At 68.5% G+C, this 23,204-nt stretch carries 26 protein-coding genes and 2 tRNA genes; 18 read left to right on the top strand and 10 right to left on the bottom strand.

From position 1 onward, the window contains the following. Window position 1: 1 nt before the first annotated feature. Window positions 2–538, bottom strand: a complete 537-nt coding sequence (locus tag CGZ91_RS01215; RefSeq protein WP_094452153.1) for a SixA phosphatase family protein — start codon at window positions 536–538, stop codon at window positions 2–4. A gap of 69 nt (window positions 539–607) precedes the next feature. After that, window positions 608–1,396, bottom strand: a complete 789-nt coding sequence (locus CGZ91_RS01210; protein WP_179229010.1) for an RDD family protein — start codon at window positions 1,394–1,396, stop codon at window positions 608–610. Window positions 1,397–1,460: 64 nt separating this feature from the next. On the opposite strand from CGZ91_RS01210, the gene CGZ91_RS01205 reads away from it, so the two are divergent. Then, a complete protein-coding gene (locus CGZ91_RS01205) occupies window positions 1,461–2,465 on the top strand; it encodes a stage II sporulation protein M (protein WP_094452152.1) in 1,005 nt (334 codons plus the stop codon). Window positions 2,466–2,487: 22 nt separating this feature from the next. Here CGZ91_RS01205 and CGZ91_RS01200 read toward each other — a convergent pair whose 3' ends face one another. Continuing rightward, window positions 2,488–3,885, bottom strand: a complete 1,398-nt coding sequence (locus CGZ91_RS01200; RefSeq protein ID WP_094450518.1) for an MFS transporter — start codon at window positions 3,883–3,885, stop codon at window positions 2,488–2,490. Between the two features lie 65 nt (window positions 3,886–3,950). Between CGZ91_RS01200 and CGZ91_RS01195 the strand changes: the two genes are divergently transcribed. Further along, on the top strand, window positions 3,951–4,202 hold the full coding sequence (locus tag CGZ91_RS01195; protein WP_094450517.1) for a DUF3039 domain-containing protein: 252 nt from the start codon (window positions 3,951–3,953) through the stop codon (window positions 4,200–4,202). 29 nt (window positions 4,203–4,231) lie between these two features. Then, window positions 4,232–5,971 carry a DEAD/DEAH box helicase gene (locus CGZ91_RS01190; protein WP_456095291.1) on the top strand — a complete coding sequence of 580 codons (1,740 nt, stop codon included), beginning with the start codon at window positions 4,232–4,234 and terminating at the stop codon, window positions 5,969–5,971. A gap of 37 nt (window positions 5,972–6,008) precedes the next feature. Here CGZ91_RS01190 and CGZ91_RS01185 read toward each other — a convergent pair whose 3' ends face one another. After that, on the bottom strand, window positions 6,009–7,349 hold the full coding sequence (locus CGZ91_RS01185; RefSeq protein WP_179229160.1) for a serine/threonine-protein kinase: 1,341 nt from the start codon (window positions 7,347–7,349) through the stop codon (window positions 6,009–6,011). A gap of 107 nt (window positions 7,350–7,456) precedes the next feature. Between CGZ91_RS01185 and CGZ91_RS01180 the strand changes: the two genes are divergently transcribed. Beyond that, window positions 7,457–8,236, top strand: coding sequence for an RDD family protein (locus CGZ91_RS01180; protein WP_179229159.1), 780 nt, complete (start codon window positions 7,457–7,459; stop codon window positions 8,234–8,236). A 4-nt stretch (window positions 8,237–8,240) separates the two neighbouring features. Next, complete coding sequence (gene malQ / locus CGZ91_RS01175) at window positions 8,241–10,388, top strand: 4-alpha-glucanotransferase (protein WP_407670810.1); 2,148 nt, start codon at window positions 8,241–8,243, stop codon at window positions 10,386–10,388. A 10-nt stretch (window positions 10,389–10,398) separates the two neighbouring features. Here the strand turns inward: malQ and CGZ91_RS01170 are convergent, their stop codons facing one another. Next, a complete protein-coding gene (locus CGZ91_RS01170) occupies window positions 10,399–10,974 on the bottom strand; it encodes an isochorismatase family protein (protein ID WP_094452149.1) in 576 nt (191 codons plus the stop codon). A gap of 43 nt (window positions 10,975–11,017) precedes the next feature. Continuing rightward, window positions 11,018–12,340, bottom strand: a complete 1,323-nt coding sequence (locus tag CGZ91_RS01165) for a nicotinate phosphoribosyltransferase (protein WP_229116349.1) — start codon at window positions 12,338–12,340, stop codon at window positions 11,018–11,020. 30 nt (window positions 12,341–12,370) lie between these two features. Between CGZ91_RS01165 and clpS the strand changes: the two genes are divergently transcribed. From clpS to CGZ91_RS01130, 8 genes are read left to right on the top strand one after another with little or no spacing between them, the layout of a single operon-like run. Then, window positions 12,371–12,676 carry an ATP-dependent Clp protease adapter ClpS gene (gene clpS / locus CGZ91_RS14450; RefSeq protein ID WP_229116003.1) on the top strand — a complete coding sequence of 102 codons (306 nt, stop codon included), beginning with the start codon at window positions 12,371–12,373 and terminating at the stop codon, window positions 12,674–12,676. A gap of 3 nt (window positions 12,677–12,679) precedes the next feature. Continuing rightward, complete coding sequence (locus tag CGZ91_RS01160; protein WP_094450512.1) at window positions 12,680–13,249, top strand: DUF2017 domain-containing protein; 570 nt, start codon at window positions 12,680–12,682, stop codon at window positions 13,247–13,249. Beyond that, entirely contained in the window at window positions 13,246–14,079 is an 834-nt protein-coding gene (gene murI, locus CGZ91_RS01155) for a glutamate racemase (protein ID WP_094452147.1), read from the top strand. Before CGZ91_RS01160 ends, murI begins: the two co-directional genes overlap by 4 nt. Before the next feature lie 48 nt (window positions 14,080–14,127). After that, the gene (gene rph, locus CGZ91_RS01150) at window positions 14,128–14,907 is read left to right on the top strand and encodes a ribonuclease PH (RefSeq protein WP_094452146.1); all 780 of its coding nucleotides are present in this window, start codon (window positions 14,128–14,130) and stop codon (window positions 14,905–14,907) included. After that, window positions 14,904–15,563 (top strand): RdgB/HAM1 family non-canonical purine NTP pyrophosphatase, encoded by a 660-nt coding sequence (gene rdgB / locus CGZ91_RS01145; RefSeq protein WP_094450509.1) that lies wholly within the window; start codon window positions 14,904–14,906, stop codon window positions 15,561–15,563. Before rph ends, rdgB begins: the two co-directional genes overlap by 4 nt. Continuing rightward, window positions 15,560–16,369, top strand: coding sequence for a thymidylate synthase (locus tag CGZ91_RS01140; RefSeq protein WP_094450508.1), 810 nt, complete (start codon window positions 15,560–15,562; stop codon window positions 16,367–16,369). The genes rdgB and CGZ91_RS01140 overlap by 4 nt, the downstream gene beginning before the upstream one ends. Before the next feature lies 1 nt (window position 16,370). After that, on the top strand, window positions 16,371–16,877 hold the full coding sequence (locus tag CGZ91_RS01135) for a dihydrofolate reductase (RefSeq protein WP_094452145.1): 507 nt from the start codon (window positions 16,371–16,373) through the stop codon (window positions 16,875–16,877). Continuing rightward, window positions 16,877–18,247 (top strand): DNA polymerase IV, encoded by a 1,371-nt coding sequence (locus CGZ91_RS01130; protein ID WP_094450506.1) that lies wholly within the window; start codon window positions 16,877–16,879, stop codon window positions 18,245–18,247. The genes CGZ91_RS01135 and CGZ91_RS01130 overlap by 1 nt, the downstream gene beginning before the upstream one ends. Here CGZ91_RS01130 and CGZ91_RS01125 read toward each other — a convergent pair. Next, window positions 18,214–19,326, bottom strand: coding sequence for an alpha/beta hydrolase family protein (locus tag CGZ91_RS01125; protein WP_094452144.1), 1,113 nt, complete (start codon window positions 19,324–19,326; stop codon window positions 18,214–18,216). The genes CGZ91_RS01130 and CGZ91_RS01125 overlap by 34 nt on opposite strands. A gap of 79 nt (window positions 19,327–19,405) precedes the next feature. On the opposite strand from CGZ91_RS01125, the gene CGZ91_RS01120 reads away from it, so the two are divergent. Then, window positions 19,406–19,487 (top strand) — tRNA-Leu (locus CGZ91_RS01120). A 34-nt stretch (window positions 19,488–19,521) separates the two neighbouring features. On the opposite strand, the gene CGZ91_RS01115 is transcribed toward CGZ91_RS01120, so the two are convergent. Next, the gene (locus tag CGZ91_RS01115; protein ID WP_094450504.1) at window positions 19,522–19,995 is read right to left on the bottom strand and encodes a peroxiredoxin; all 474 of its coding nucleotides are present in this window, start codon (window positions 19,993–19,995) and stop codon (window positions 19,522–19,524) included. A gap of 72 nt (window positions 19,996–20,067) precedes the next feature. On the opposite strand from CGZ91_RS01115, the gene CGZ91_RS01110 reads away from it, so the two are divergent. Beyond that, complete coding sequence (locus CGZ91_RS01110; RefSeq protein WP_229116002.1) at window positions 20,068–20,415, top strand: DUF3618 domain-containing protein; 348 nt, start codon at window positions 20,068–20,070, stop codon at window positions 20,413–20,415. Next, window positions 20,412–20,771, top strand: coding sequence for a GroES family chaperonin (locus CGZ91_RS01105; protein ID WP_267490217.1), 360 nt, complete (start codon window positions 20,412–20,414; stop codon window positions 20,769–20,771). The genes CGZ91_RS01110 and CGZ91_RS01105 overlap by 4 nt, the downstream gene beginning before the upstream one ends. Window positions 20,772–20,854: 83 nt before the next feature. Here CGZ91_RS01105 and CGZ91_RS01100 read toward each other — a convergent pair. Further along, window positions 20,855–20,930 (bottom strand) — tRNA-Lys (locus CGZ91_RS01100). Between the two features lie 97 nt (window positions 20,931–21,027). Here CGZ91_RS01100 and CGZ91_RS01095 point away from each other — a divergent pair. Next, on the top strand, window positions 21,028–21,819 hold the full coding sequence (locus CGZ91_RS01095; RefSeq protein WP_094452143.1) for an NAD-dependent epimerase/dehydratase family protein: 792 nt from the start codon (window positions 21,028–21,030) through the stop codon (window positions 21,817–21,819). A gap of 18 nt (window positions 21,820–21,837) precedes the next feature. Here CGZ91_RS01095 and CGZ91_RS01090 read toward each other — a convergent pair whose 3' ends face one another. Then, window positions 21,838–22,713, bottom strand: coding sequence for a hypothetical protein (locus tag CGZ91_RS01090; RefSeq protein WP_229116348.1), 876 nt, complete (start codon window positions 22,711–22,713; stop codon window positions 21,838–21,840). Between the two features lie 133 nt (window positions 22,714–22,846). Here CGZ91_RS01090 and CGZ91_RS01085 point away from each other — a divergent pair, with 133 nt between their 5' ends. Next, window positions 22,847–23,200 (top strand): Fe-S protein, encoded by a 354-nt coding sequence (locus CGZ91_RS01085; protein WP_094452142.1) that lies wholly within the window; start codon window positions 22,847–22,849, stop codon window positions 23,198–23,200. Window positions 23,201–23,204: the final 4 nt, after the last annotated feature.

Here is a 23,204-nt window from a genome sequence, read left to right as displayed (position 1 = left end):
ATCAGCCGGTGACGGCGGCCCGGCCGGGCGCCTCGAAGAGGGCGAGCTGACCGGTCGGGCCCACCCATTCCTCCCAGCCGCCGTCGAAGGTCAGCACCGCGAAGGCGCCGGTGGGGAAGCGGTCGCCCAGCTTGCGCCACGCCGGATTGTCCCCGTCGGGGCGCGCCAACTGATCGATGAGGTCGCGCATCGTCGGGGTGTGGCCCACCATCATCAGGCAGCGGACCATCCCGGGCGTGGAGACCAGGTCGCGGGCCAACTCGCTGGCCGGGCCGTGCTCGACGCTGGTGCTGTACGCGACTGCTTGCGGCTCCAGGCCGGCGTCGGCGACACATTCCCACGTGTCCTTGGAACGCTGGGTGGGGGAGCAGACCACCAAGTCGGGGTTGAGCCGGTGACGCTTGATGGAGCGGCCGGCATTGTGCGCATCCAACCGGCCGCGACTGGCCAACGGACGGTCGGAGTCATTGGTGTCAGCGGTCCACGACGACTTTCCGTGTCGGAGCAGGATCAGCGTACGCACGAATGACACGGCCATCACCCTAGTGTGCGCAAGGTCGGGGGCAACGGAACGCTCGATGGCACCTCGGCGGGACGCACCTGCACGTCAGCGCCACCCTGCCGGAAGCTGGTCGGCCGTCGGCACTCGACGCGACGTGTGCCGGGTGCGGCTCCGGCGATTGAGCTCCGACAACACCTCGGCCAGGAACTGTTCCGGCGGCAGCACCGTGGGCGGTTGGGGTGCGATCTTGCGCTCCACCTGACCGGCCACGTCCAGCGCCAGCTGCCGGGCCGGCGCCGGTCGCATCCGCGGGCCGCGCAACACCACATAACGAGCGGCGGCGACCAGTTCGTCGTCAAGCCGGCTCAGTTCCAAGGTGTCGGTCCAGTCCCGCAGCGTCGGATCGGGGGAGGGGGTCTCGCCGGTCATCCGCGGCGCCCGGGTGCGGACCACCATCGACCCGGACAGCAGGTCGCCCAGCCGCTTGCCGTGCGGATGCAGGGTGGCCGACACGATGCCCCCGAGCAGCCCGGTCCAGGGCGCAAAATCCAACAGCCAGAAGGCCAGCCCCCGGATCAGCGACTGCCGAAAACGCAGTGGTCCACCGTCATCGCGGACCGCGCGCAGCCCCATCATCCATTTGCCCAAGGAGCGGCCCTTGGTGAGGACTTCGATGCTGATCGGCACGGCGAACAGGATGATGATCTGGCCGATCAGGACCACGGAGGTGAAACCCGCGTCCGATGCGCCGGTGGCCTGCCTCTGGACCCACCACCAGCCGTAGCTGAGGGCAAGGATGATGAGCAGGTCGGGCAGGACCGCGAGCACTCGGGTGGGGAGCCTCGCCGGGCGCAGGTCGAGAACGACTGCGTCTCCGGTGATGATGTGGCTCACGTCGTCGATGGTAACGCCCATCGGTGCCCCGTGGCCGGGGCCGGTGCCCGGCTAGGGTGACCCCGTGGACATCGATGCCTTTGTGGCCGAGCACGAGCCGACCTGGCGACGGCTCCAGGAGCTGTGCCGCGGTGGTTCCGACACCCTGGTCGGCGAGGACGCCGACGAGGCCGTCGATCTTTACCGCCGCACCGCCACCCACCTGTCGATGGTGCGGGCCAGTGCGTACGACCCGCAGTTGGAGGCGCGGCTGTCGACTCTGGTCACCAACGCTCGTGCTCTGGTGACCGGCTCCAGCCCGGCGCTGCTGCGCAACGTCGCGATCTTCTTCGCCGGTACGTTGCCGGCCGCGCTGTATCGGCTGCGCGGGGCCTGGATCAGTGTCGGACTGGTGTCGCTGGGCATCATCTGGCTGCTGGCGTACCGGGTGATCCACGAGCCGGGGCTGGCCGACGCAGTGCTGTCGCCCAAGGCCCAGGACGCCTTGGTCAACCACGACTTCGCCTCCTACTACTCCGAGTCACCCGCCCAGGACTTTGCCTTTCAGGTCTTCCTCAACAATTCGCTGGTCTCGGCGATGGCGATCCTGCTCGGCTTCCTGATCGTGCCGGTCCTGATCATGGTCTGGCAGAACATGGCCAACATCGGTCTGATCGCCGGCTACATGCTGCTGCACGACCGCGCCGACGTCTTCTTCGGCCTGCTGCTGCCCCACGGGCTGCTCGAACTGACCTGCATCTTTGTCGCCTGCGCCGCCGGCCTGCGGATCGGGTGGGCCTGGATCGCCCCGGGGGCCCGGACCCGGGCCCGTGCCCTGGCCGAGGAGGGCCGGATTGCTGCGGCCATCGCGATCGGTCTGGCGTGCTGGTTGGCGATCTCGGGCGCGCTGGAAGGCTTCATCACGCCCTCAACGCTGCCGGCCTGGGCACGGGTGGCGATCGGCACCTTGATGTGGCTGGCGTTCCTGGCGTACACCTTCATCCTTGGTGCCAGAGCGCAACGCAAGGGCTACACCGGAGACATCGCCGAGGGCAGCCAGCAGGCGTACGCCCCCGAAGCCGCGCTGTGAGACAGGCGGGTGGTCAGTCGGCTCAGTCGGTCCGCGGCACCCGAGAAGCGGACCACACACCGAGCACCGCCGGCACCAGAACGCAGGCCAACACCAACGCGTAGGTCTGCTGACCGGCCAGCAGCGGCAGCAGTGCGGCCAGGACGGTGCCCGCGGCGGCACCGGTGACCGACACCCCGATGCCTTCGTGGACCAACAGCCCGGACTGGTTGCGACCCAACTCGGCCGGCCGGGAGAGTCGCATGGAGGAGATGTTCAGCCCGGGCATCGCCAGGCCCATGCCCGACCCGCAGACCGCGGCGCCGAGGATCGCCAACAGGGGCGGCAGCGATGTGGCGCCAACGATGGTGGTGAAGCTCAGCCCGACCAGCACCAGCGCTGCACCGACCATGATCATGCGGTTCCGGGCGACGCGTGTCGCCAGCGCGGTCTGGGCATAGCTGGCCGCGGTCCAGCCGACCGATCCGAAGGTCAGCACCAGCCCTGACCAGAGCGGGGAGACGCCGCGACCGTTCTGCAACATCAGCGGGATCAGCGAGTCGCTGGCCATGAAGGCACCGGCCACCAGCAGCCGGGTCATGAAGACCGCCACGATCGGGCTGCCGACGTTGGGGCGGCCCTGCGGCGTACGCGGCAGGAATTGGCGACTCGCCAGCACCACCATGGTCAGTCCGACCAGCGCCAACGGCACCGACTGCCACCGCAACTGCTGGCCGGCGAACTGGGTGGCGACCAAACCCACCGGCAACACCGCCGCGGTCCACAGCGGCACCGGGCGTACGTCCGGGTCCGATTCTGGCCGCCCCAGCTGGCGGCCGGCTCGCAGCAACGGCATCGAGCTCAGGCCGAGCGCGAGTGCTACCAGCACCAGCACCGACCAGAACACCCAGTGCCAGGACAGTTCCCGGGTCAGCCAGGCCGCCACCGGCGGCCCGAAGAAGGCCGGCATCACCCAGCCGGTCGATATCACCGACATCATCAGCGGATGACGGTGCGGCGGCCAGGCGCGGGCCACCAGCACGAAGATGCCGGAGGTCTGGAAACCGGCGCCCAACCCCTGCCCGAATCGGGCCGCCAGCAACGCCGGCCACGACGGCGCCGCGCCGGCCGCAATCAGCCCGATGGTGAAGATGGTGACGCCGACCGCCAGTGCCGGCACCGGCCCGGCGCGGTCACACCAGCGGCCCCCCAACACGGTCGCGCCCAACTGCCCGATCATCACCAACGTGAAGGCCCAGGTGTAGGCCGTGGTGCCGCCCAGATCGGCGGCCGCCACCGGCATCACGGTGTTGACAGCGATCGACTCGAAGGCGACCGCCAGGATCGCGGTGAACAGCCCAATCCCCAACGCCCCGATCCCGCCCAGCCCGCGGGTGCCGACGATGCCGTCCTCGGCGGGCGCGGCGGGGGAGGGGCTCATTGAAGCGATTCCACACCCCCGCGGGCAGGTAATCAAATGCGCCTAGACTGGACGGCGTGACTCAGATGACACCCGGCAGCCAGACGATCGTCAAGGAGCGCCCTGAGGTCGACGAGCGCGAGGACCTGCGCACCGACGAGGGCGACCACGACCGGTTCTCCCACTACGTACCCAAGGAGAAGCTCACCGAGGCGATGGTGATGGGCACCCCGGTGATTGCCTTGTGCGGCAAGGTCTGGGTCCCCTCGCGCAACCCGGAACGCTATCCGGTCTGCCCGGATTGCAAGGCCATCTGGGAAGAGATGCAGGACGCCTGAGTCGCCACGGCGGGCTAACATGAGCCCACGTGACTGACGCATTGCCCGACCTGCCCGGACTGTCTCCGGCGTACCCGGCCCGGGCCGCGTGGGGCACCGCCAAGACTCTTCGGGCCTGGCAATCCGCGGCGCTGCAGCGTTATCGGGACCTGGCGCCACGTGACTTCCTGACTGTGGCCACCCCCGGCGCCGGCAAGACCTCCTTCGCCCTGACCCTCGCTGCCGACCTGCTGGAACGCCACATCATCCAGCGCATCGTCGTGGTCGCCCCGACCGAACACCTCAAGGTCCAGTGGGCCGAGGCCGGCGACCGCGCCGGGATCGCGATCGACCCCGACTTCGGGCAGCGCCGCTCGCGTACCAGCAGGAGTTTCGTCGGCTACGCCACCACGTACGCCGGCGTGGCCGCCAACCCGTTGGCCGCCCGGATCCGCACCGAACAGGCCAAGACCCTGGTGATCCTCGACGAGGTGCACCATGCCGGCGATGCGCTGTCGTGGGGAGATGCGGTCCGGGAAGCCTTCGAACCAGCCACCCGCCGGCTGATGCTCACCGGTACGCCGTTCCGCTCCGATGCCAACCCGATCCCATTCGTCACGTACGAACCTGACGGCGAGGGCGGCATGCGGTCGGCTGCGGACTTCTCCTACGGCTACGGTGAGGCGCTCGCCGACGGCATCGTCCGGCCGGTCCTGTTCATGGCGTACAGCGGTCAGATGAGCTGGCGCACCAATGCCGGCGACGAGATGACGGCCCGGCTCGGCGAGCCGCTCACCAAGGACATGGTCAGCCAGGCGCTGCGGACCGCGCTGGACCCGCAGGGCGCCTGGATCCCGCAGGTGTTGCGGGCCGCCGACACCCGCCTCACCGAGGTACGCCGACACTTTCCCGACGCCGGGGGTCTGGTGATCGCCACCGACCAGACCCATGCCCGGGCGTACGCCGCGCTCCTCAAGCAGCTCACCGACACCAGCCCCACCGTGGTGCTGTCCGACGATCCCAAGGCGAGCAAGAAGATCTCCGCCTTCGCCGAGAGTGATGCCCGGTGGATGGTCGCCGTCCGGATGGTGTCCGAAGGCGTCGACGTGCCCCGGCTCGGGGTCGGCGTGTACGCCACCACCACCGCCACCCCGTTGTTCTTCGCGCAGGCGGTGGGCCGGTTCGTGCGCGCCCGCGCCAAGGGGGAGACCGCCTCGGTCTTCCTGCCGAGCGTCCCGGGGCTGCTGCAGCACGCCGCCCACATGGAGGTGCAGCGCGACCACGTCCTGAAGGCGCCCAAGCATGCCGACGAGTCCGAACTGCTGGCCGCGGCCAACCGGCTCGAGTCCGAGCCGGACGCCGACCTGGACCTGCCCGGATTTGCCGCCCTCGACAGCGAGGCGGACTTCGACCGGGTCGTCTACGACGGTGGCGAGTTCGGCATGCAGGCGGTCGCCGGGTCCCCCGAGGAAGAGGAATACCTGGGGCTGCCGGGGTTGCTGGAGCCGGACCAGGTCACCGAGCTGTTGCGGCGTCGGCAGGCCGACCATTTGGCGCGCAGCAGCAAGGACAGCCCGCAGCAGGCGCAGTCAACCCACCAGCAGCTGCGGGAGCTGCGCCGGGAACTGAATTCGTTGGTCGGGGCCTGGCACCACCGCACTGACAAACCACACGGTGTGATCCATTCCGAGCTGCGCGCCAAGTGTGGCGGCCCGCCGTCGGCGGTTGCCGATGCCGAACAGCTTCGGCAGCGCATCGCGATGCTGCGGGACTGGGCGATCCGCGGCTGAGGGTCAGACCAGCACGTCGATCAACCCAGCAGGTCGATCACCCCAGGGCTTGGGCAATCAGGATCGTGACGAGCAAGGTGACGCCGAACAGCGCGAAGCCGCTCACGATGAGCAACACGATCTGCAGCGGGGAACGTCCCTCCGGTTCCGGCCCGGCTGCCCGACGAGGTTGCCCGGCCTTGGCGGAGCCGGCCGGCGGCGGGGACAGCTGGCTGCCGGCGTACGGCTGCGGGCTGCTCTGGGAGCTGGGGGCGACCGGGTTGGGACTGGACTGGTGGTGCGGGGTGAAGGTTGGCGAGTAGCTGATCTGCGACTGGTACGCCGATGGTTGGCCCTGTGGTGGCTGGCCGAATGACTGAGGGGCGAGCGACTGCGGAGGCAGGGACTGCGGCGCGAGTGATTGCGGCGACAGCGACTGCGGTTGCGGTGCGAGCGAATCAGGTGCGAGCGAATCAGGTGCGAGCGAATCAGGTGCGAGCGACTGCGGGCTGCCGGCACTCGGCGGCCGCAACACGGTTGCATCAACCGCCATCTCGGGCGGCAACTGCAGCCCGAAACCGCCCGCGGTCGCCTTGGCGATCCGCTCCAGCGCCTGCGCCATCACTTCCGCACTCGGTGGACGCCGCTCCGGGTCGGCTGACAGCGTCGAGGCCAACAAGGTGTCCAACGTCGACGGTGCCTGCACCCGCTGGGCCACGGGCGCCGGCGGCTGGTGCGGATCGTGGGCCAACAGATCCTGCAAGCTCTTGATCCGGAACGGCGGCCGGCCGGTCAACATGGCGTACGTCACGGCACCCATCGAGTAGATGTCGGCGCGGTGGTCCAGGACACCGACGCCGGTCGCCTGCTCGATCGCCATGTACGCCGGCGTACCCGCCGTCATCGTCGCGCCGGCCATCCCGACGGTTGACTTCGCCACGCCGAGGTCGGCGATCAGGGCCCGCATGTGGCCGCGGCTGTCGTGGCTGAGCAGGATGTTGCCCGGTGTCACGTCGCGGTGGATGACGCCATGTCGATGGATGACATCGAGGGCCCGACACGCCTGGGCGCAGATCAACAGCGCCTCCTGGGGAGGCAGCAGATTCTTGCGACGTTCCTCCAGCGAGCCGGCATCGGCGTAGTCCATCACGAAGTACGGCTGGCCACCCGTGGTGGTGCCGATGTCATAGACCCGCACGACGGCGTCGTCGCGAATCCTGCGCATCAACCGCGCCTCGGTCAGGAAGCGCTGGCGTACGTCATCATTGCTGGTCCAGTTGTCCGCCAAAACCTTGATCGCAACCGGGACATCGAGGTCATCGTCGTGACCCTTCCACACGGTCGCGAAGCTGCCGGCGCCGATGCGCTCGGAGACGGAGTAGCGACCGATCTTTTCCATGACCTCCATAGTGTCGCGTATCGACGCTCAAGATGCCCATCCCGATCCGTCCGAGGGGCGATTCTTCACCCAACGTTTGCTGGCGCGAGGTGGCAGACTCAGGGGTGATGAGTGAGATGCCGATCGGTTCGCCGCCTGCACCGCCCGGACGCCACGCGGCGCCGACGGGCTGGTACCCCGACCCTTTGGACGCCGCCCGGGAACGCTACTGGGACGGCTGGCAATGGTCCTCGCAGACCCGTGAGGGCAGCGGAGTCCGACCCGGCCACACGGCTGCGGGGCGCAACCCGGGACAGCGGCCGACCGGCGCAACCGGCAAGGGCATCTGGTGGCGCCGGGTCGGTGCCACGGTCATCGACGTCGTTGTGGTCCAGCTCGCCTCGATGCTGGTGTGTTGGTCGGTGCTCAGCAGCATTGCCGCCAGGATTGACGACTGGATGGTCGCCAACGCCGGCACCCAGCCGATGCCGATGCCTGATGCGGCGCAGTTCATCACCGTCGAGGAGCAGCTGATCCTCACCGGTGTCACGGTCGGGCTGTCACTGGCGTACGGCATCTGGTTGCTGCGCACCCGTTCGGCGACCTGGGGGCAGCGCCTCTTCGGGCTCCGGGTCATCGCCAAGCCGCGCTGGCTGCGGCCCGGCGCCCCCGAACCGAAGCCGACCGACAAACTGGGCTGGGGCACCGTCATCCACCGCAGCATCCTGTGGACGCTGCTGGTCAACGGTGGTGCGGTGATCTGGGTGCTCTTGCTCTACAGCGTGCTGCGGCCGTTGTGGGACAAGGATGGGCAGGCCTTCCACGACACCCTCTCCGGGACCGCGGTGGTCGCCGCGACCGCGGAGGCGCGTCCTGCTGCATCGGAGCTGCCCAGCCGCTTAGGCTGAGCCCGTGAACGAGTCGCCCGCAGGCCCCGATTCCGTCCCGCAGCCGCCCTCGACGGAGCTGCGCAAGCTCGCAGACGCGTACGGGATTGCCACCCAGTTCCACGATTGGAAGGGCAATGAGCGTGCCGTCAGCGCTGAAACCCTGATCCGAGTGCTCGCTGCGATGGGCATCAACGCGACCAGCTCAGAGGCGATCGCCGAAGCGTTGGTGGAGAGTGAGACCCGGCTGTGGCGTCGGGTCGTGCCGCCCTTCACGGTGATGACCGAGACCGACTCCGACGTTGTCGCGATCCACGTCCCCCACGGCGCTGGGGTGCACGTCGAGCTTCGCACCGAGGGTGGCGAGACCCGCGCTCTGGTGCAGCTGGACCTGTGGCGCGACCCGCGCGAGGTCGACGGACAACTGATCGGCGAGGCCAGCTTCGAGCTGCCCGCCGGTCTGCCGCTGGGCTACCACAAGCTCACCGCCCACTGGGGTGACCAGAGCGCCACCGGCGTGCTGGCCGTCACCCCGGCCACGTTGCCCGAACCTGCCCTGACCGACGGTCGTGGCTGGGGTTTCGCCGCCCAGCTGTATTCGGTGCTGTCTCGCCGTTCTTGGGGTTTGGGTGACCTCAGCGATCTCGCTGACCTGACCACCTGGAGCGGGGCCGAGGGAGCCGACTTCCTGCTGGTCAACCCTCTCCACGCGGCCGAACCGTCGGCCCCGATGGAGAACTCGCCCTACCTGCCGACCAGCCGCCGCTTCATCAACCCGATCTACCTGCGGCCCGAGGCGATCGAGGAGTACGCCTACCTGTCGGACGCCGATCGCGTCGAGGTGGACCAGCTGCGCGCCGGCGTCCCCAGGATCGGCGGCCCCGACGACTTGCTGGACCGCAACCTGACCTGGGCAGCCAAGCAGCTGGCGTTGCGCACCATCTTTGCCGCCGGGCGTACGCCGGCCCGTCAGATCGCCTTCGAGCAGTACTGCAATCGGGAGGGCGCCGGGCTCCTCAACCACGCCATCTGGAGCGCGCTGGTCGTCGAGCACGGGATGGGCTGGCGGGACTGGCCCGCGGACCTGCAGGACCCGCGTTCGGAGGCCGTCGCCGACTTCAGCCGCGACCACGCAGCGGAGGTGGAGTTCTGGTGCTGGCTGCAGTGGCAGTGCGACCTGCAACTGGCCCGCGCCCAGACCGCCGCGACCGAGGCTCGCATGTCGATCGGCGTGATCCACGATCTCGCTGTGGGCGTCAGCGTCAACGGCTCCGACGTCTGGTCCGAGCCAGAGGCGTACGCCGTGGGGGTCACCGTCGGTTCGCCGCCGGATGCGTTCAACCAGAAGGGGCAGGACTGGAGCCAGCCGCCGCTGCGCCCGGACCGGCTCGAGGAGCTGGCGTACCGTCCCTTCCGGACCATGGTTGCCGGGCTACTGCGGCACGGCGGCGGCTTGCGGATGGACCACGTGATGGCGCTGTTCCGGCTCTGGTGGGTGCCGCAGGGGCGTACCCCCGACCACGGCACCTACGTGCGCTATGACCCGGCCGCCATGGTCGGCATCCTGGTGCTGGAGGCGGCCCGGGCGGGTGCGATCGTGGTCGGCGAGGACCTGGGGACGGTCGAGCCGGGAGTGCGCGAGTATCTGTCCAGTCGCGGTGTCAGCGGCACCTCGCTGCTGTGGTTCGAATACGACGGCGACACTCCGTTGCCGCCGGAACAGTGGCGAGCCGACTCGATGGCCTCCATCACCACCCATGACCTGCCGACCACCCCGGCGTACCTGGCCAACAGCCACGTGCAGCTGCGCCACGACCTGGGGCTGCTGGACCGGCCGCTGGCCGAGGAGCTGGCGGAGGAGAGCGCGCACGTCAACCAGATCCTCGACGCCGTCGGCCAGCGGGGGCTGTTGCCCGACGAGCCCGACGAGACGTCGCTGGTCGAGGCGATGCACCGCTATCTGGCGCTCAGCCCGGCGCGTTATCTGTGCCCGACGCTCAGCGACGCGGTCGGGGACCATCGGCCGCAGAACCTGCCCGGCACCTGGCAGGAGTACCCGAACTGGCGGGTGCCACTGGCCGGACCCGACGGCGTACCGGTGCTGCTCGAGGACCTGGTCAGCAACCCGCGCGCCCGCCGCCTGATGGACGTGATGCGGGAGCGCCGCGACTGAGCGTCCGGGCTCAGGCGCGGGTGATGCCGGCTTGTTCCCAGCTGGCCCAGGTCGCTTCCTGCTTGTCCGGGTGGACCGGGGCGGTCAGCTGGGTGATCACGCGGGTGGTGAAGCCCGCGGCGGCGGCGTCGCTGGCCGTCGCGGTGACGCAGTAGTCCTCGGCCAGACCACAGACGTCGACCTGGTCGACGTCGTGTTGCTGCAGGTAAGCCGCGAGGTCAAGACCCGCTTCGGACTGGCTGACCTCGTCGCTGCTCTTGCCCTCGAAACCGGAGTACGCCGCGGCGTACTCGCCCTTGTCGAAGACGGCAGCGAAGTCGTCGGCCTGCAGCGGCGCGTGGAACTCGACGCCGCGGGTGCCGACCACACAGTGCGGCGGCCAGGAGTCGACGAAATCGGGCTGGTCGGAGAAGTGACTGCCTGGATCAATGTGGTGGTCCCGGGTGGCGACGATCAGGTCATAGCCGTGGTCCGAGTCGAGAAGCTCACCGATCTTGTCAGCGACAGCGGCGCCGCCGACCACCGCCAGCGACCCTCCTTCGCAGAAATCGTTCTGGACATCGACAACGATGAGAGCACGAGTCATGCCGACATTCTCCCTTACGCTCTGCGCACCGGCGCGGCCGGGCTCAGGCGTGGTCGGCGTCAGGATCCAGATAGACCGTCGGGATGACGGGTTCACCGCGGGACATCTTCGCGATCGCGCGGGGTAGTTCGGCGCGGCTGGCCTGGTGCCGGTCCCGCGCGGCTGACAGATCCTCGCGGCCCACGATCGCGCCGTCCTGCACCAACGGCAGCAGCAGTTCCCGGTCGTTCCAGTCACCATCGGGCTGGCTGCCGATGCCGATCACCTCGGCCTCGGCGACGCCGCGGTCATCGAGGCGGCGCAGCGCAAACTTGCGGCCGCCCACGGTGGTCTTGCTGGTGGACTTCTTCGCGACAGGCTCCAGCGGCGCATCGGGCTCGTCGCCTTGGGCGCGGGCGACCAGCTTGTAGACCATCGAGCAGGTCGGCGCACCTGACCCGGTGACCAGCTGGGTGCCGACGCCGTACCCGTTGACGGGGGCCTGGCCCAGCAGCGCGATCTGCCACTCGTCCAGGTCGGAGGTGACGATGATGCGGGTGTCGGTGGCGCCGAGCGAGTCGAGCAGCTCGCGTACCTCGGAGGCCTGGACTGCCAGGTCGCCGGAGTCGAGGCGTACGGCACCGAGCTTGCCGTGAGTCAGCTCCACGCCGAGCCGGACCGCCGCCTCGACGTCATAGGTGTCGACCAACAAGGTGGTGTCGGGGCCCAGCGTGGCGATCTGAGCGGCAAAGGCTTGCTCCTCGTTGTCGTGCAACAACGTGAAGGAGTGGGCGGCGGTGCCGGCGGTGGGGATGCCCCAGCGTTGACCGGCGGCGAGGTTGGAGGTGGAGGCGAAGCCGGCGACCCAGGCGGCGCGGGCTGCTGCCACTGCCGATTCCTCGCTGGTACGCCGCGAGCCCATCTCGATGCAGGGCCGGCCCTGGGCCATCAGCGTCATCCGGGAGGCCGCTGAGGCGACCGCGGAGTCGTAGTTGTAGATGCTGAGCAGTACGGTCTCGAGGATCACTGCCTCGGCGAAGGTGCCCTCGACGACCAGCAGCGGAGAGCCGGGGAAGTAGGTCTCGCCCTCGCCGTACCCCCAGATCGAGCCGGAGAAGCGGTACTGCGACAGCCATTGCAGGGTGTCGTCGTCGACGACCGAGTTGGCCTGGAGGAAGTCGAGTTCGGGCTGTCCGAAGCGGAAGTTCTCGATCGCCTCGAGCGCGCGGCCGACGCCGGCGACGACACCGTAGCGGCGTCCGGTCGGCAGCCGGCGGGCGAACAATTCGAAGACGCTGCGCCGATCGGCGGTCCCGGAGGCGCGCGCCGCCTGGACCATGGTGAGTTCGTAGTGATCGGTCAGCAGGGCCGTGGAGGTGCCACTCATGTCCGGCAGCCTAGTGGCACAATCGCACCCATGAGTTCCCCGGTCGAGAGTCCCTCCGGCGGCGCAGCCGTCGCCGAGCGTCCCGCCGACCCAATCCTCGACACGACGCCGTGGGTCTGCATCGTCTGGGACGACCCGGTCAACCTGATGTCCTACGTCACCCACGTCTTCGTGACCTACTTCCATTACTCCAAGGACAAGGCCCATCAGCTCATGCTCGAGGTGCACAATCGGGGCCGGTCCGTCGTCGCGACGGGCAACCGCGAGGAGATGGAACGTGATGTCCAGGCCATGCATGGCTTCGGACTGTGGGCGACCTTGGATCGGGCGGAGTGAGCGATGGTGCGCGCGAAGAAGTCCCGTCAGGGCATCAAACTGGAACTGGCCGCCGGCGAGGTCGACCTGTTGCGGTCGTTGTGCGAGCAGCTGGTCGAACTGCTGACCGCCACCATGGGTGAGGGCCAGGCGACCGATTCGGACGATCCGTTCGCCGCCTGGGAAGCCGAGCTCGATGCGGCTGAGGACGAACCGACCGAGTTGACCGATCCGGCGCTCAAGCGACTGTTTCCCAATCCGTATCCGCACGACCCGCAGGCCGAGTCGGACTATCGCCGCTTCACCGAGGCGAAGCTGCGCGACGACCGGGTGGCGCAGCTTCAGGTGATCCTGGACCAGCTCGGCGACGCGGAGAAGGCGTCCTCGGTGGTGGTCATCGCAGAGGACCAGACCGATGCCTGGCTGAAGGGCATCAACAGTCTGCGGTTGACGCTGGCGAGCCGGCTCGACATCACCGATGAGGTGTCGTTGTCGGAGTTGGAACAGCTGCCGGACGAGGACCCGCGCCAGTTCGCGTACACGATGTATGAGTGGCTGGGATTCCTGCTTGAGCTCGTGGTGCGCGAGCTGTGAGCGAGCGTGACGCTCCGATCGGGATCTTCGATTCGGGATTCGGCGGTCTCACGGTGGCTCGCGCGATCGCTGAGCTGCTGCCCGAGGAGCAGTTGATCTATCTGGCCGACACCGCCCGGGCGCCCTACGGCCCCCGGCCGATCGCGCAAGTGCGGGCGTACGCGTTGGAGTGTCTGGACCGACTCGTCGACTACGGCGTCAAGGTGCTGGTGATCGCGTGCAACTCGGCCTCGGCGGCGGTGTTGCACGACGCCCGGGAACGCTATCCGGTGCCGGTGGTGGAGGTCATTGCCCCAGCCGTACGCCGGGCGGTCGCCGCGACCCACACCGGCCGCGTGGGCGTCATTTGCACCCAGGCGACCGCCACGTCACGTTCCTATGACGATGCGCTGGCCGCGGCACCGCACATCGAATTGACCACCCAGGCGGCACCCCGGTTCGTCGACTTCGTGGAGGCGGGCATCACCACCGGTGATGAGGTGTTGGCTGCGGCCCGGGACTATCTGGCGCCGCTGCAGGCGCAGCAGATCGACACCCTGATCCTGGGCTGCACCCACTATCCGTTGCTGCGCGGTGCGCTGTCCTATGTGCTCGGTGGGGGCGTCCAGCTGGTCTCCAGTGCGGAGGAATGCGCCCAGGAGACCTATCGGTTGTTGGTGCGCCGGGGCCTGACCCGGACCGCGCCCGGGGAGCCGACTCACCGCTTCCTCACCACCGGCAATGTGGAGCAGTTCGAGACGCTGGGACGGCAGCTGTTGGGCGGTTTCGTCTCCGACGTCGGATCGCCGTTCGCAACGCCGGCCCGCGGGGACGCGGCCCCGCTCGAGTGAGCCGGTCGACCGGGTTTTCTGTCGGTGCGGTGAAGTAGGGTCAACACCATGACTGATGCATCCCGCCAGAACTCCGCCCAGACGGCTGCGCCGGTTCGTGAGGACGGCCGTGGTGCCGCCGATCTGCGCCCGGTCACCATCACTCGCAACTGGCTGGACCACGCCGAGGGATCGGTGCTGGTGGAGTTCGGCCGGACCCGGGTGTTGGTCGCGGCCAGCGTCACTGAAGGGGTGCCGCGCTGGCGCAAGGGATCCGGGTTGGGCTGGGTGACCGCCGAGTACGCCATGTTGCCGCGCGCCACCCACGACCGCAGCGATCGCGAGTCGGTGAAGGGGCGGATCGGTGGACGTACCCATGAGATCAGCCGGCTGATCGGCCGCAGCCTGCGCGCGGTCATCGACTATGCCGCGCTCGGCGAGAACACCATCGTGCTCGACTGTGATGTGCTGCAGGCGGACGGCGGCACGCGTACGGCTGCGATCACCGGTGCCTGGGTGGCGCTGTCGGACGCCGTCAGCCACCTGCGGGAGCAGAAGCTCCTCAAGGGGGAGCCGCTGTCCGATTCGATCGCGGCGGTGTCGGTCGGTGTGGTCGGCGGCCAGCCGATGCTCGATCTGGCCTACACCGAGGACTCCACTGCCGACACCGACATGAACATCGTCATGACCGGCAGTGGCGAGTTCGTCGAGATCCAGGGCACTGCCGAGGCGGCGCCGTTCGGGCGGGACACCCTCAACGATCTGCTCGACCTGGGCATCGCCGGTTGTGCGGAGCTGACCCAATTGCAGCGGCAGGCGCTCGAGGCGCAGCCGCGGGAGCGGTCATGACCGCAACGACGCCGGTGCGGGTGGTGCTGGCCAGCAACAACGCCAAGAAATTGGCCGAGTTGCGGCGGGTGACGGCCGAGGCTGCCGGTCAGGCGTTCGAGGTGGTGGGCCTGTCCGAGGTAGCCGACTATCCCGAACCGGCCGAGACTGCCGACACCTTCGAGGGCAATGCGCTGATCAAGGCCCGTGCCGCCCACCAGGCGACCGGACTGATTGCGCTCGCCGATGATTCGGGGCTGGCGGTCGATGCGATGGCGGGGATGCCGGGCGTACGCTCGGCGCGCTGGTCCGGCGAACAGGCCACCGACGCCAGCAACAACGAACTGTTGCTGCGACAGTTGTTCGACCTGCCGCCGCAGCGGCGTACCGCCCAGTTCGTCTGTGCGATGGCGCTGGTGACCGACCAGGGCGAGTGGACCGTCCGCGGGGAGATGCCGGGCCGGCTGCTGGGTGAGGAGCGCGGCGAGAACGGTTTTGGTTACGACCCGCTCTTCGTGCCCGACGGTCAGCAGCGCACGGCCGCGGAACTGAGCCCGGCGGAGAAGGATGCCATCTCCCACCGGGGCAAGGCCGTCCGCGCGATCGTGGCGCGGCTGGTCGAGATGCTGAACGGTGCGCAAGCGCCGGATCCGGAAGCCAGAGAGAAGGAAGCATGAAGCAATATCTGGAACTGATGCAGCTGGTCCTGGACCAGGGCGTACGCAAGGAGGACCGGACCGGGACCGGCACGTTGAGTCGGTTCGGACACCAGATGCGCTTCGACCTGCGTGCCGGTTTTCCGCTGCTGACCACCAAGAAGCTGTATCGGCGAGCGATCAAGGGCGAGCTGCTGTGGTTTCTGCGTGGGGACACCAACGTCGAGTGGCTGCACCAGCGCAGCATCTCGATCTGGGACGAATGGGCAGACGAGGACGGCGAGTTGGGCCCGGTCTACGGCCACCAGTGGCGGGCTTGGCCCGACCGCGACGGCGGAACCATCGACCAGATTGCCGGCCTGATCGAGGGTCTGAAGAGCAATCCCTACTCACGTCGGCATTTGGTGTCGGCCTGGAACGTCGGCCAGCTCGACGAGATGGCGCTGCAGCCCTGCCACGCGCTGTTCCAGTTCTGGGTGGAGCCGCGCGAGGATGGCCCGGACCGGTTGTCCTGCCAGCTCTATCAGCGTTCGGCCGACATCTTCCTGGGCGTGCCCTTCAACATCGCCTCCTATTCGCTGCTCACCCACATGATTGCCCAGGTGGTCGGCATGGAGGTGGGGGAGTTCGTGCTGTCGCTGGGTGATGCGCACCTCTACCTCAACCACCTCGACCAGGCCCGCGAACAGCTCACGCGCGAGCCGCTGCCGCTGCCGACGCTGTGGCTGAATCCCGAGATCACCGACATCGACGCATTCGGGATGGACGACATCCGCTTCGACGGCTACGAGGCGCACCCGTCGATCCAGGCCCCCATCGCAGTGTGAGATGACGCAGCACTCTGACCAGACCGGGCAGCGCGTGACCGCGATCGCTGCCGTCGCCGACAACGGCGTGATCGGCACCGACCGGGGCATGCCGTGGCGGATCTCGGAGGACTTCAAACGCTTCCGGAAGGTCACCATGGGTGGTGTGCTGGTGCTGGGTCGCACCACCTACGAGGGCCATGGGGCACTGGACGGACGCTGGTTCGTGGTGTTGACCAGGGATCGGAGTTGGCGACCCGCCGAGGCGGACGCCGACCGGGTGCAGGTGGCGTACGACCTGACCGATGCCCTCGCCAAGGCGCGTGCCACTGGTCGTGAGGTCTTCGTGTCCGGTGGCGGTGAGATCTATCGACAGGCCTGGCCACATCTCACCGACCTGGACCTCACCGAGGTGCACCAGTCACCCGAGGGTGACACGTACTTCCCGGCGATCGATCCGCAGGAGTGGGCAGAGGTGGCGCGCGAACCGCGCGAGGGCTTCGACTGGGTGCTCCGTCGGCGACGCTGATGCGCAGCCGAGCCGCGATCCTCCACCTCGACCTGGACGCCTTCTTCGCCTCGGTCGAGCAACGCGACAAACCCTCGCTGCGAGGCAAACCCGTGGTGGTGGGTGGCACGGGCCCGCGCGGTGTGGTCTCGACCGCGTCCTATGAAGCCCGGGTCTTCGGAGTGCATTCGGCGATGCCGGGTGGTGAGGCGCGGCGATTGGCGCCGCACGCGGCCTTCCTGTCGGGCCGCTATGACGTCTATCGCGAGGCGAGCCAGATCGTGATGGGGCTGCTGCGAGAGTTGTCGCCATTGGTCGAGCCGCTGAGCGTCGACGAAGCCTTCGTCGATCTGGCCGGCGACCCGGATCGGGACCTGTCCGATGACGCCGTTGCCGCACTCGGCGCCGAGCTGCGCGCCAAGGTCACCGAGGCCACCGGCGGCCTGACCGCTTCGGTGGGGATCGGCAGCTCGAAGTTCATCGCCAAGCTCGCCTCCGAACTCGCCAAACCCGACGGCCTACGGCTGGTGGTGCCCGGCACCGAGGTCGAGACCATCGCACCGCTGTCGGTCCGCGCGATCCCCGGCATCGGACCGGTGAGCGGTCAACGGCTGCAACGGATCGGGCTGGACACCATCGCCGACGTGCAGGCCTCGAGCGAGAAGGAACTGGTACGCGAACTGGGCCGAGCCTCCGGCGAGTGGCTGTGGCAGCTGGCGTACGCCCGCGACGACCGGCCGGTGCAAGCGGTGCGGGAGGCCAAGTCGATCTCGGTGGAGGACACCTTCGCCGTCGACGTCAACGACCGGGCCGAGTTGCACCGGGTGATCGAGCGGGACGCGGCACTGGTGGCGCAACGGCTGACCAAGTCGGGCCAGTTCGCCAAGACGGTGACGCTGAAGGCCCGCGCAGGTGACTTCACCACCTACACCCGTTCGCGCACCCTCGAGGGCGCCACCGATCGACCCGAGGTGATCGCCGAACTGGCGCGTGGGCTGTTGGAGTCAGTGCCGTGGCGAGAGGGCCTGCGGCTGCTCGGTGTCGGTGTGAGCGGGTTCGCCGCCGCCGCACAGGAGGAGCTGTTCGGTCTGGGCGAGTTGGCGGTGGAGTCGCCGCCAGCCGTGGCTCCGGTGGCCGAGCCAGGGCCAGATGAGCTCGAGGCCAGCGGCCCGGCCTGGGCCCGACGTCGGGAGGACCCGTGGCGTCCCGGTGCCGACGTCTGGCACGACGAGCATGGCCCGGGCTGGGTGTGGGGATCCGGACTCGGGCGGGTCACCGTGCGGTTCGAGACGGCCGAGAGCGGTCCCGGGCCGGTGCGAACGTTCGGGATGGACGATCCGGCCTTGCACCCGGGGCGTCAGACCCCGAACACCCGGTCGAACATCGAGTAGCTGGCCTCGCGGATCTCGGGTGTGAAACGGTGGCCGCCGTCGTGGCCGGCGACGATGAGGTCATCGGGAACGCCGTGGGCGGCGTACACCCGGCGTACCTCCTCCAGCCGTGGCGCCAACCGGTCGCCTTCGGGATAGATGTGATCCTGGCTGCCGAACGTGACCAGGATCGGGCGGGGCGCCGCCAGCGCCAGCCAGTGGTGGTAGTCGATCGGAGTGTCGGCGATGCTGGCGTAGAGGCCCAGCCGTGGCATCATCGCGGTCTGCTCCCACCACCGCTGCGGCCTGGGGTCGTCGCGCAGCAGGTTGAAGCCGCAACTCATCGCAGCGGTCAGCACCCGCTCATCGGCCAGCATCCCGAACAGCGCCCCGTAAGCACCGTGGCTGTGGCCGATCATCGCCAAGCGCGGGTGGCCGCGGCGGGCCAGGAAGTCACCGGCGCGGGTGGTGTCGAAGGCCATCTTGCCCATCACCGACGCCTCCGGCTGGGCGCCGAAGAACGCTGTGGCATGGGGATACTTGGCCTTCTTGGAGGCCGCTTGCCGTTCCCCGAAGGCAATCGCGTCGGGAGCGAAGACGGGATAGCCACGCTCGGCCAGCTCCCGGGCGTACGAACCGCCGGTGGTGGGGACGTCGGTCTCATCGAGGCCGACGCTCTGGTCCTTGCCGACCGGGGTGGTGGGGTGCAGGGCGATGACTGCGGCATCGGTGGCCGGCTGGTGAGGGGTCAGTAGCCAGCCGTATCCCGCCTCGTCGTCGGTGAGTGGATAGCGATACCGCTGCATCGTGTACGCGTCGGTGCGCAACTCCGGACCCATGGCGAGATCACCCGTCGGGCCGGAGGCCGAGCTCGGCGGGACGTCAGCGAGGCGGCCCAGCACCTCCTCGCTGATGGCTCGCCAGTGGGGTGCCAGTTCGGTGCGCCACTGCTCGAGGGTGCCGTCCTCGGGCAACAGTGGCAACGGGTCGGCCTGTCCGGACTGCTCGCTGCGGACCGGCTGCCAAGTCTGGGCCTGCCGCCAGCGCTCGAAGTGCCAGCTGTCGGGGTTGTTGTCGGGCCAATACCACAGGTAGGACATCGCGCTCTCCGTCGAGGTTGTCGGGCGGGGGCCGCCACGGGCGTCAGGCTAGCGGTTTCTGTCCTAGACTCGACCCGGCGCCGGAGTGGTGGAATTGGTAGACACGCAGGATTTAGGTTCCTGTGCGTACGCGCGTGAGGGTTCGAGTCCCTTCTCCGGCACAGGTCGTTTCTTCAGGGCAGATCCCGTTGGGTCTCAAATGCCCAGGTCGCGGCGAAGCTTGTCGACGTGGCCCTTGGCTCGCACGTTGTACTGCGCCAACTCCACCGTGGCGACGCCGTCGGTGACGTTCACCACGAAGGTGGACCGAATGACACCCTCGACGACCTTGCCGTAGAGCTTCTTCTCCCCGTACGCGCCCCACGCCTGCAGCACGGTGCGCTCGGTGTCGGACAGCAACGGGAAGGTGATGTCCTCGGCCGCCTGGAACTTCTCCAGCTTGGCGACCGGGTCAGGCGAGATGCCCAGCACCGAGAAGCCGGCGGCGGCGAGGTCCTTGATGGCGCCGGTGAAGTCGACGGCCTGCACGGTGCAGCCGGGGGTCATCGCGGCGGGGTAGAAGTAGACGATCACCCGCCCCTGCTGCTGGGAGAGTGCCACCTGGTCACCACCGGCGGCGGGCAGGGTGAAGTCGGGGGCAATGGCTCCGGGCTCAAGGCGTACGCTCATGCCGGCCAGCCTAGAGTGTCGGGGTGGATCAGGGGTGGCTGGCGGTGGCTTCGAGATCTGCAATACCCTGACATGAGCGAACCCTACGAGAGGCTGGTCATGGCAAAAAAGTCGACCAAGCCGGCGCGCAGCCGGGAACAGATCGAGGCAGACATCGCCGCGGCGCGTGCCCGGCTGGCGGCCAACGTCGAATCCCTGGTCGAGAACGTCCACCCCAAGGCGATCGTCCGCAACTCGGTGGATGAGGCGAAGGGGCTGGCCCAGGCCGAGTTCGAGAATGCCAAGGCGCAGTTCAAGGACGAGGACGGCCTGCGCTGGGATCGGATCGGCATGATCGGTGGCGCTGTGGTCGGCGTGGTGACCTTCGTGCTGGCGCTGCGGGCGATCGTGTCGCGCGCGCAGAAGTCGAAGGCCGCGTGACCTCCGCAGAACCTCACCGCACCACCTCGGACTCAACCCACGAGCGGGTCCCGATCCGGATGCTCCACGACCGGGTCCTCGTGTCGACGGCCGGCGAGTCCGGCGAACGCCGCCGCGGCAGCGGGATCGTCATCCCCGCGGCCGTCGAGACCAGCAAGCGGCTCGGCTGGGGCAAGGTCGTGGCGACCGGGTCCTCGGTGAGAGTGATCAAGCTGGGGGATCGGGTGCTGTTCGACCCGAGCGAACGGCTCGAGGTCGAGGTGCGCGGTCAGGACTACATCTTGCTGCGCGAACGTGATCTGCACGCAGTGTCGGAGGAAGAAACCCCCGACGGCGAAGCGGGGCTCTACCTCTAACCCCCGGGCCCTCGGCGGTCGCCCGAACCGGGTTGGTCGGAAAAAGCAATCGCCCTCCGGTCATCGACCGGAGGGCGAAGGATTGGTACACCGCCAGGGACTCGAACCCTGAACCCGCTGATTAAGAGTCAGCTGCTCTGCCAGTTGAGCTAGCGGTGCGCGCCGAGGAGCAACTTTAGCAAGGTGGGGACGGCTGCGCCAATCGAGAACTGGATCCGGCAGACTGTCCCTCACGCCCCGCTCCAAGGAGGATCCGATGGCCCCGACCAACGAGGCGGCCGACGTACGCCCGCGCGTGCTCATCACTGGCGCCGGCGGCCGGGTGGGAAGCTTCCTTGCCGCCGAACTCGCCGCCGACTTCGACGTTCGTCGCCAGGACCTCAAGGCTGATCCTGAGGCTGGTCTGTTGCCCGGCGACGTCTCCAAGCTGGAGGAGATGACGCCGTTGATGGAGGGCGTCGACACCGTCATCCACCTCGCCGGCGCGGTCAAGCCCGAGTCGACCTGGGAGCAGGTGTTGCCCGCCAACATCATCGGCGTCCGCAACGTCTACGAGGCGGCTCGTCAGGCGGGCGTACGCCGGGTGGTCTTCGCCTCCTCCAACCACGCCATGGGCGGTCACGACCGGGTCGGGGACTGGCCGGTGCTGCCGACGACGTTGCCGCGACCGGACTCCCTTTACGGCGTTTCCAAGGTCTTCGGTGAAACCTTGGGCCGCTTCTATCACGACGAGTTCGGCCTGTCGGTGATCTGCTTGCGGATCGGCTGGTTCGCCGATTCGCCGCTGGAAATGGATGCCGAAATGCTCCACGCGATGTGGCTGAGCCCCCGCGACTGTGCCCAGGCGGTACGCCTGGCGATCGCCACCGAGATCGGTTACGGCATCTACTACACCGTCTCTGACAACCCCAACCGGCGCTGGAGCATCGACAACACCACCGTCGAGCTCGGCTATCGGCCCCAGGACTCCAGCGTCAGCTTCACCGGCGAGGAGACCGTGGTGCCCGGCGGCGCACCGGCGCCGGAGAACTGGCCCAAGGGCTCCTGACCCCAACGCCGAACCGCCTCAGCCCAAGGTCAGCCCGAGGGCGCTGATGGTGAGGTTGATCGCGACGAGCACGGCGATGACCATCAGCCCGGCCACTGGGATCCGTGGCAACCGCAGCGGCCGGTACTCGACGTCGCGGGTCCTGCCCAGGAAGATGTTGCCCATCGGCGCGAAGACCAGCAGCGCCGTGCCGGCGGTCAGCACAGCGATCTGGCTGACAGCATCGGGGCTTTCGGGCGCGATCGCCATGTAGACAGCACTCAGCGCTACGGTCACCAACGATCCGAACAACCAGGGGAAGAGGCCCAGCGCATTGCGTTCACCCAGCCCGCGGGCGTGGCGGGCCAGATGCGGTGCGAACAGTCGCGCGTTGCCGAACATGCCCGCCAGTCCGAGGACCAGTGCCACGATCTGCACGACCGGGTGCAGGCCGAGAAGCTGGGCCGCCATCCCGGTGTCACCCGCCCCGAACGGCGTCAGGCACAGGTACATGATCCCTTCAGCGGTGGAGGCGAAGGCGAAGAACAGCCACACCAGATGCCAGAATCCTCCGCTGCGTCGCAGCGGCTGCCATGCCGTCATCGCCAGACCGGTGACCAGGCTGAAGGCCGGCGCCGACAGCAGCATCAGCACTTGGTGACCGTTGCTGGGGTCGCCGCCATGGTTGACGCCAAAGGCGTACATCGTGGAGGGATGACCCAGCGCAGCGCCGGTCAGCAGATGGATCAGTTCGTGGACCATCACCATCGCGGTGACGCCGATCACGGCAGCTGTGACGGCGTTGACGGTCAGGGTGCGGGTGTCCTGCCTGCCCGCTGCCGGGCCGCCGGCGGCCGCGGGAGCAGTGGAGTCGTCGGCGGGTGAGGTGTTGTCGAGGGACTCTGTTGTCGCCATGACCTGATCGAACCACATGGGCGGAATCGAAGGCGAGAATGTCGCGGGAATTGAAACCAATTGTTCACCCGGTGTCCGCCAAGCAAGGCAGCCCTCATCGCCGAGAGCCGTTCGGGGAGCTTAGGATCCGGCCATGGAGACTTTGCGGGACGTTGTCGTGTACATCCACATCATCGGCTTTGCGGTGACCTTCGGCGCGTGGGCGACGCAGCTGGCGACCAAGAAGATGCGCACCCTGCCGATCATGGACATTGGCGTCGCCATCTCCCTGGTGTCCGGGCTGGCGCTCGCCGCACCCTGGCCGGCCGGCATCGAGCTCAACTACATGAAGATCGGCATCAAGGTGGTGCTGCTGCTGATTCTCGGCGCGCTGACCGGCATCGCGAACGCCCGCCAGCGGCGTACCGGCGAGGCTGCACCGGCCGGGCTCTTCTGGGGTGTCGGCATCACGGCGCTGCTCGCCGCAGGCATCGCCGTCATCTGGTGATCGG

This window comes from Parenemella sanctibonifatiensis (genome assembly GCF_002250565.1).
Taxonomy (GTDB): domain Bacteria; phylum Actinomycetota; class Actinomycetes; order Propionibacteriales; family Propionibacteriaceae; genus Parenemella; species Parenemella sanctibonifatiensis.
Note: the sequence above shows the minus strand (reverse complement) of the source record. Positions and strands in the feature narration are given on the sequence as shown.

Bases quoted from the DNA above. Each gene is read 5' to 3' on its own strand.
- CGZ91_RS01170 (WP_094452149.1), bottom strand. From the start codon at position 10,974: ATGACTCGTGCTCTCATCGTTGTCGATGTCCAGAACGATTTCTGCGAA.
- CGZ91_RS01185 (WP_179229160.1), bottom strand. From the start codon at position 7,349: ATGGAAAAGATCGGTCGCTACTCCGTCTCCGAGCGCATCGGCGCCGGC.
- CGZ91_RS01200 (WP_094450518.1), bottom strand. From the start codon at position 3,885: ATGAGCCCCTCCCCCGCCGCGCCCGCCGAGGACGGCATCGTCGGCACC.
- rph (WP_094452146.1), top strand. From the start codon at position 14,128: ATGACTGATGCATCCCGCCAGAACTCCGCCCAGACGGCTGCGCCGGTT.
- CGZ91_RS01180 (WP_179229159.1), top strand. From the start codon at position 7,457: ATGAGTGAGATGCCGATCGGTTCGCCGCCTGCACCGCCCGGACGCCAC.
- CGZ91_RS01215 (WP_094452153.1), bottom strand. From the start codon at position 538: ATGGCCGTGTCATTCGTGCGTACGCTGATCCTGCTCCGACACGGAAAG.
- CGZ91_RS01095 (WP_094452143.1), top strand. From the start codon at position 21,028: ATGGCCCCGACCAACGAGGCGGCCGACGTACGCCCGCGCGTGCTCATC.
- clpS (WP_229116003.1), top strand. From the start codon at position 12,371: ATGAGTTCCCCGGTCGAGAGTCCCTCCGGCGGCGCAGCCGTCGCCGAG.
- CGZ91_RS01135 (WP_094452145.1), top strand. From the start codon at position 16,371: ATGACGCAGCACTCTGACCAGACCGGGCAGCGCGTGACCGCGATCGCT.
- CGZ91_RS01160 (WP_094450512.1), top strand. From the start codon at position 12,680: ATGGTGCGCGCGAAGAAGTCCCGTCAGGGCATCAAACTGGAACTGGCC.
- CGZ91_RS01085 (WP_094452142.1), top strand. From the start codon at position 22,847: ATGGAGACTTTGCGGGACGTTGTCGTGTACATCCACATCATCGGCTTT.
- CGZ91_RS01110 (WP_229116002.1), top strand. From the start codon at position 20,068: ATGAGCGAACCCTACGAGAGGCTGGTCATGGCAAAAAAGTCGACCAAG.
- CGZ91_RS01115 (WP_094450504.1), bottom strand. From the start codon at position 19,995: ATGAGCGTACGCCTTGAGCCCGGAGCCATTGCCCCCGACTTCACCCTG.
- CGZ91_RS01165 (WP_229116349.1), bottom strand. From the start codon at position 12,340: ATGAGTGGCACCTCCACGGCCCTGCTGACCGATCACTACGAACTCACC.
- CGZ91_RS01195 (WP_094450517.1), top strand. From the start codon at position 3,951: ATGACACCCGGCAGCCAGACGATCGTCAAGGAGCGCCCTGAGGTCGAC.
- rdgB (WP_094450509.1), top strand. From the start codon at position 14,904: ATGACCGCAACGACGCCGGTGCGGGTGGTGCTGGCCAGCAACAACGCC.
- CGZ91_RS01090 (WP_229116348.1), bottom strand. From the start codon at position 22,713: ATGGCGACAACAGAGTCCCTCGACAACACCTCACCCGCCGACGACTCC.
- CGZ91_RS01125 (WP_094452144.1), bottom strand. From the start codon at position 19,326: ATGTCCTACCTGTGGTATTGGCCCGACAACAACCCCGACAGCTGGCAC.
- CGZ91_RS01140 (WP_094450508.1), top strand. From the start codon at position 15,560: ATGAAGCAATATCTGGAACTGATGCAGCTGGTCCTGGACCAGGGCGTA.
- CGZ91_RS01130 (WP_094450506.1), top strand. From the start codon at position 16,877: ATGCGCAGCCGAGCCGCGATCCTCCACCTCGACCTGGACGCCTTCTTC.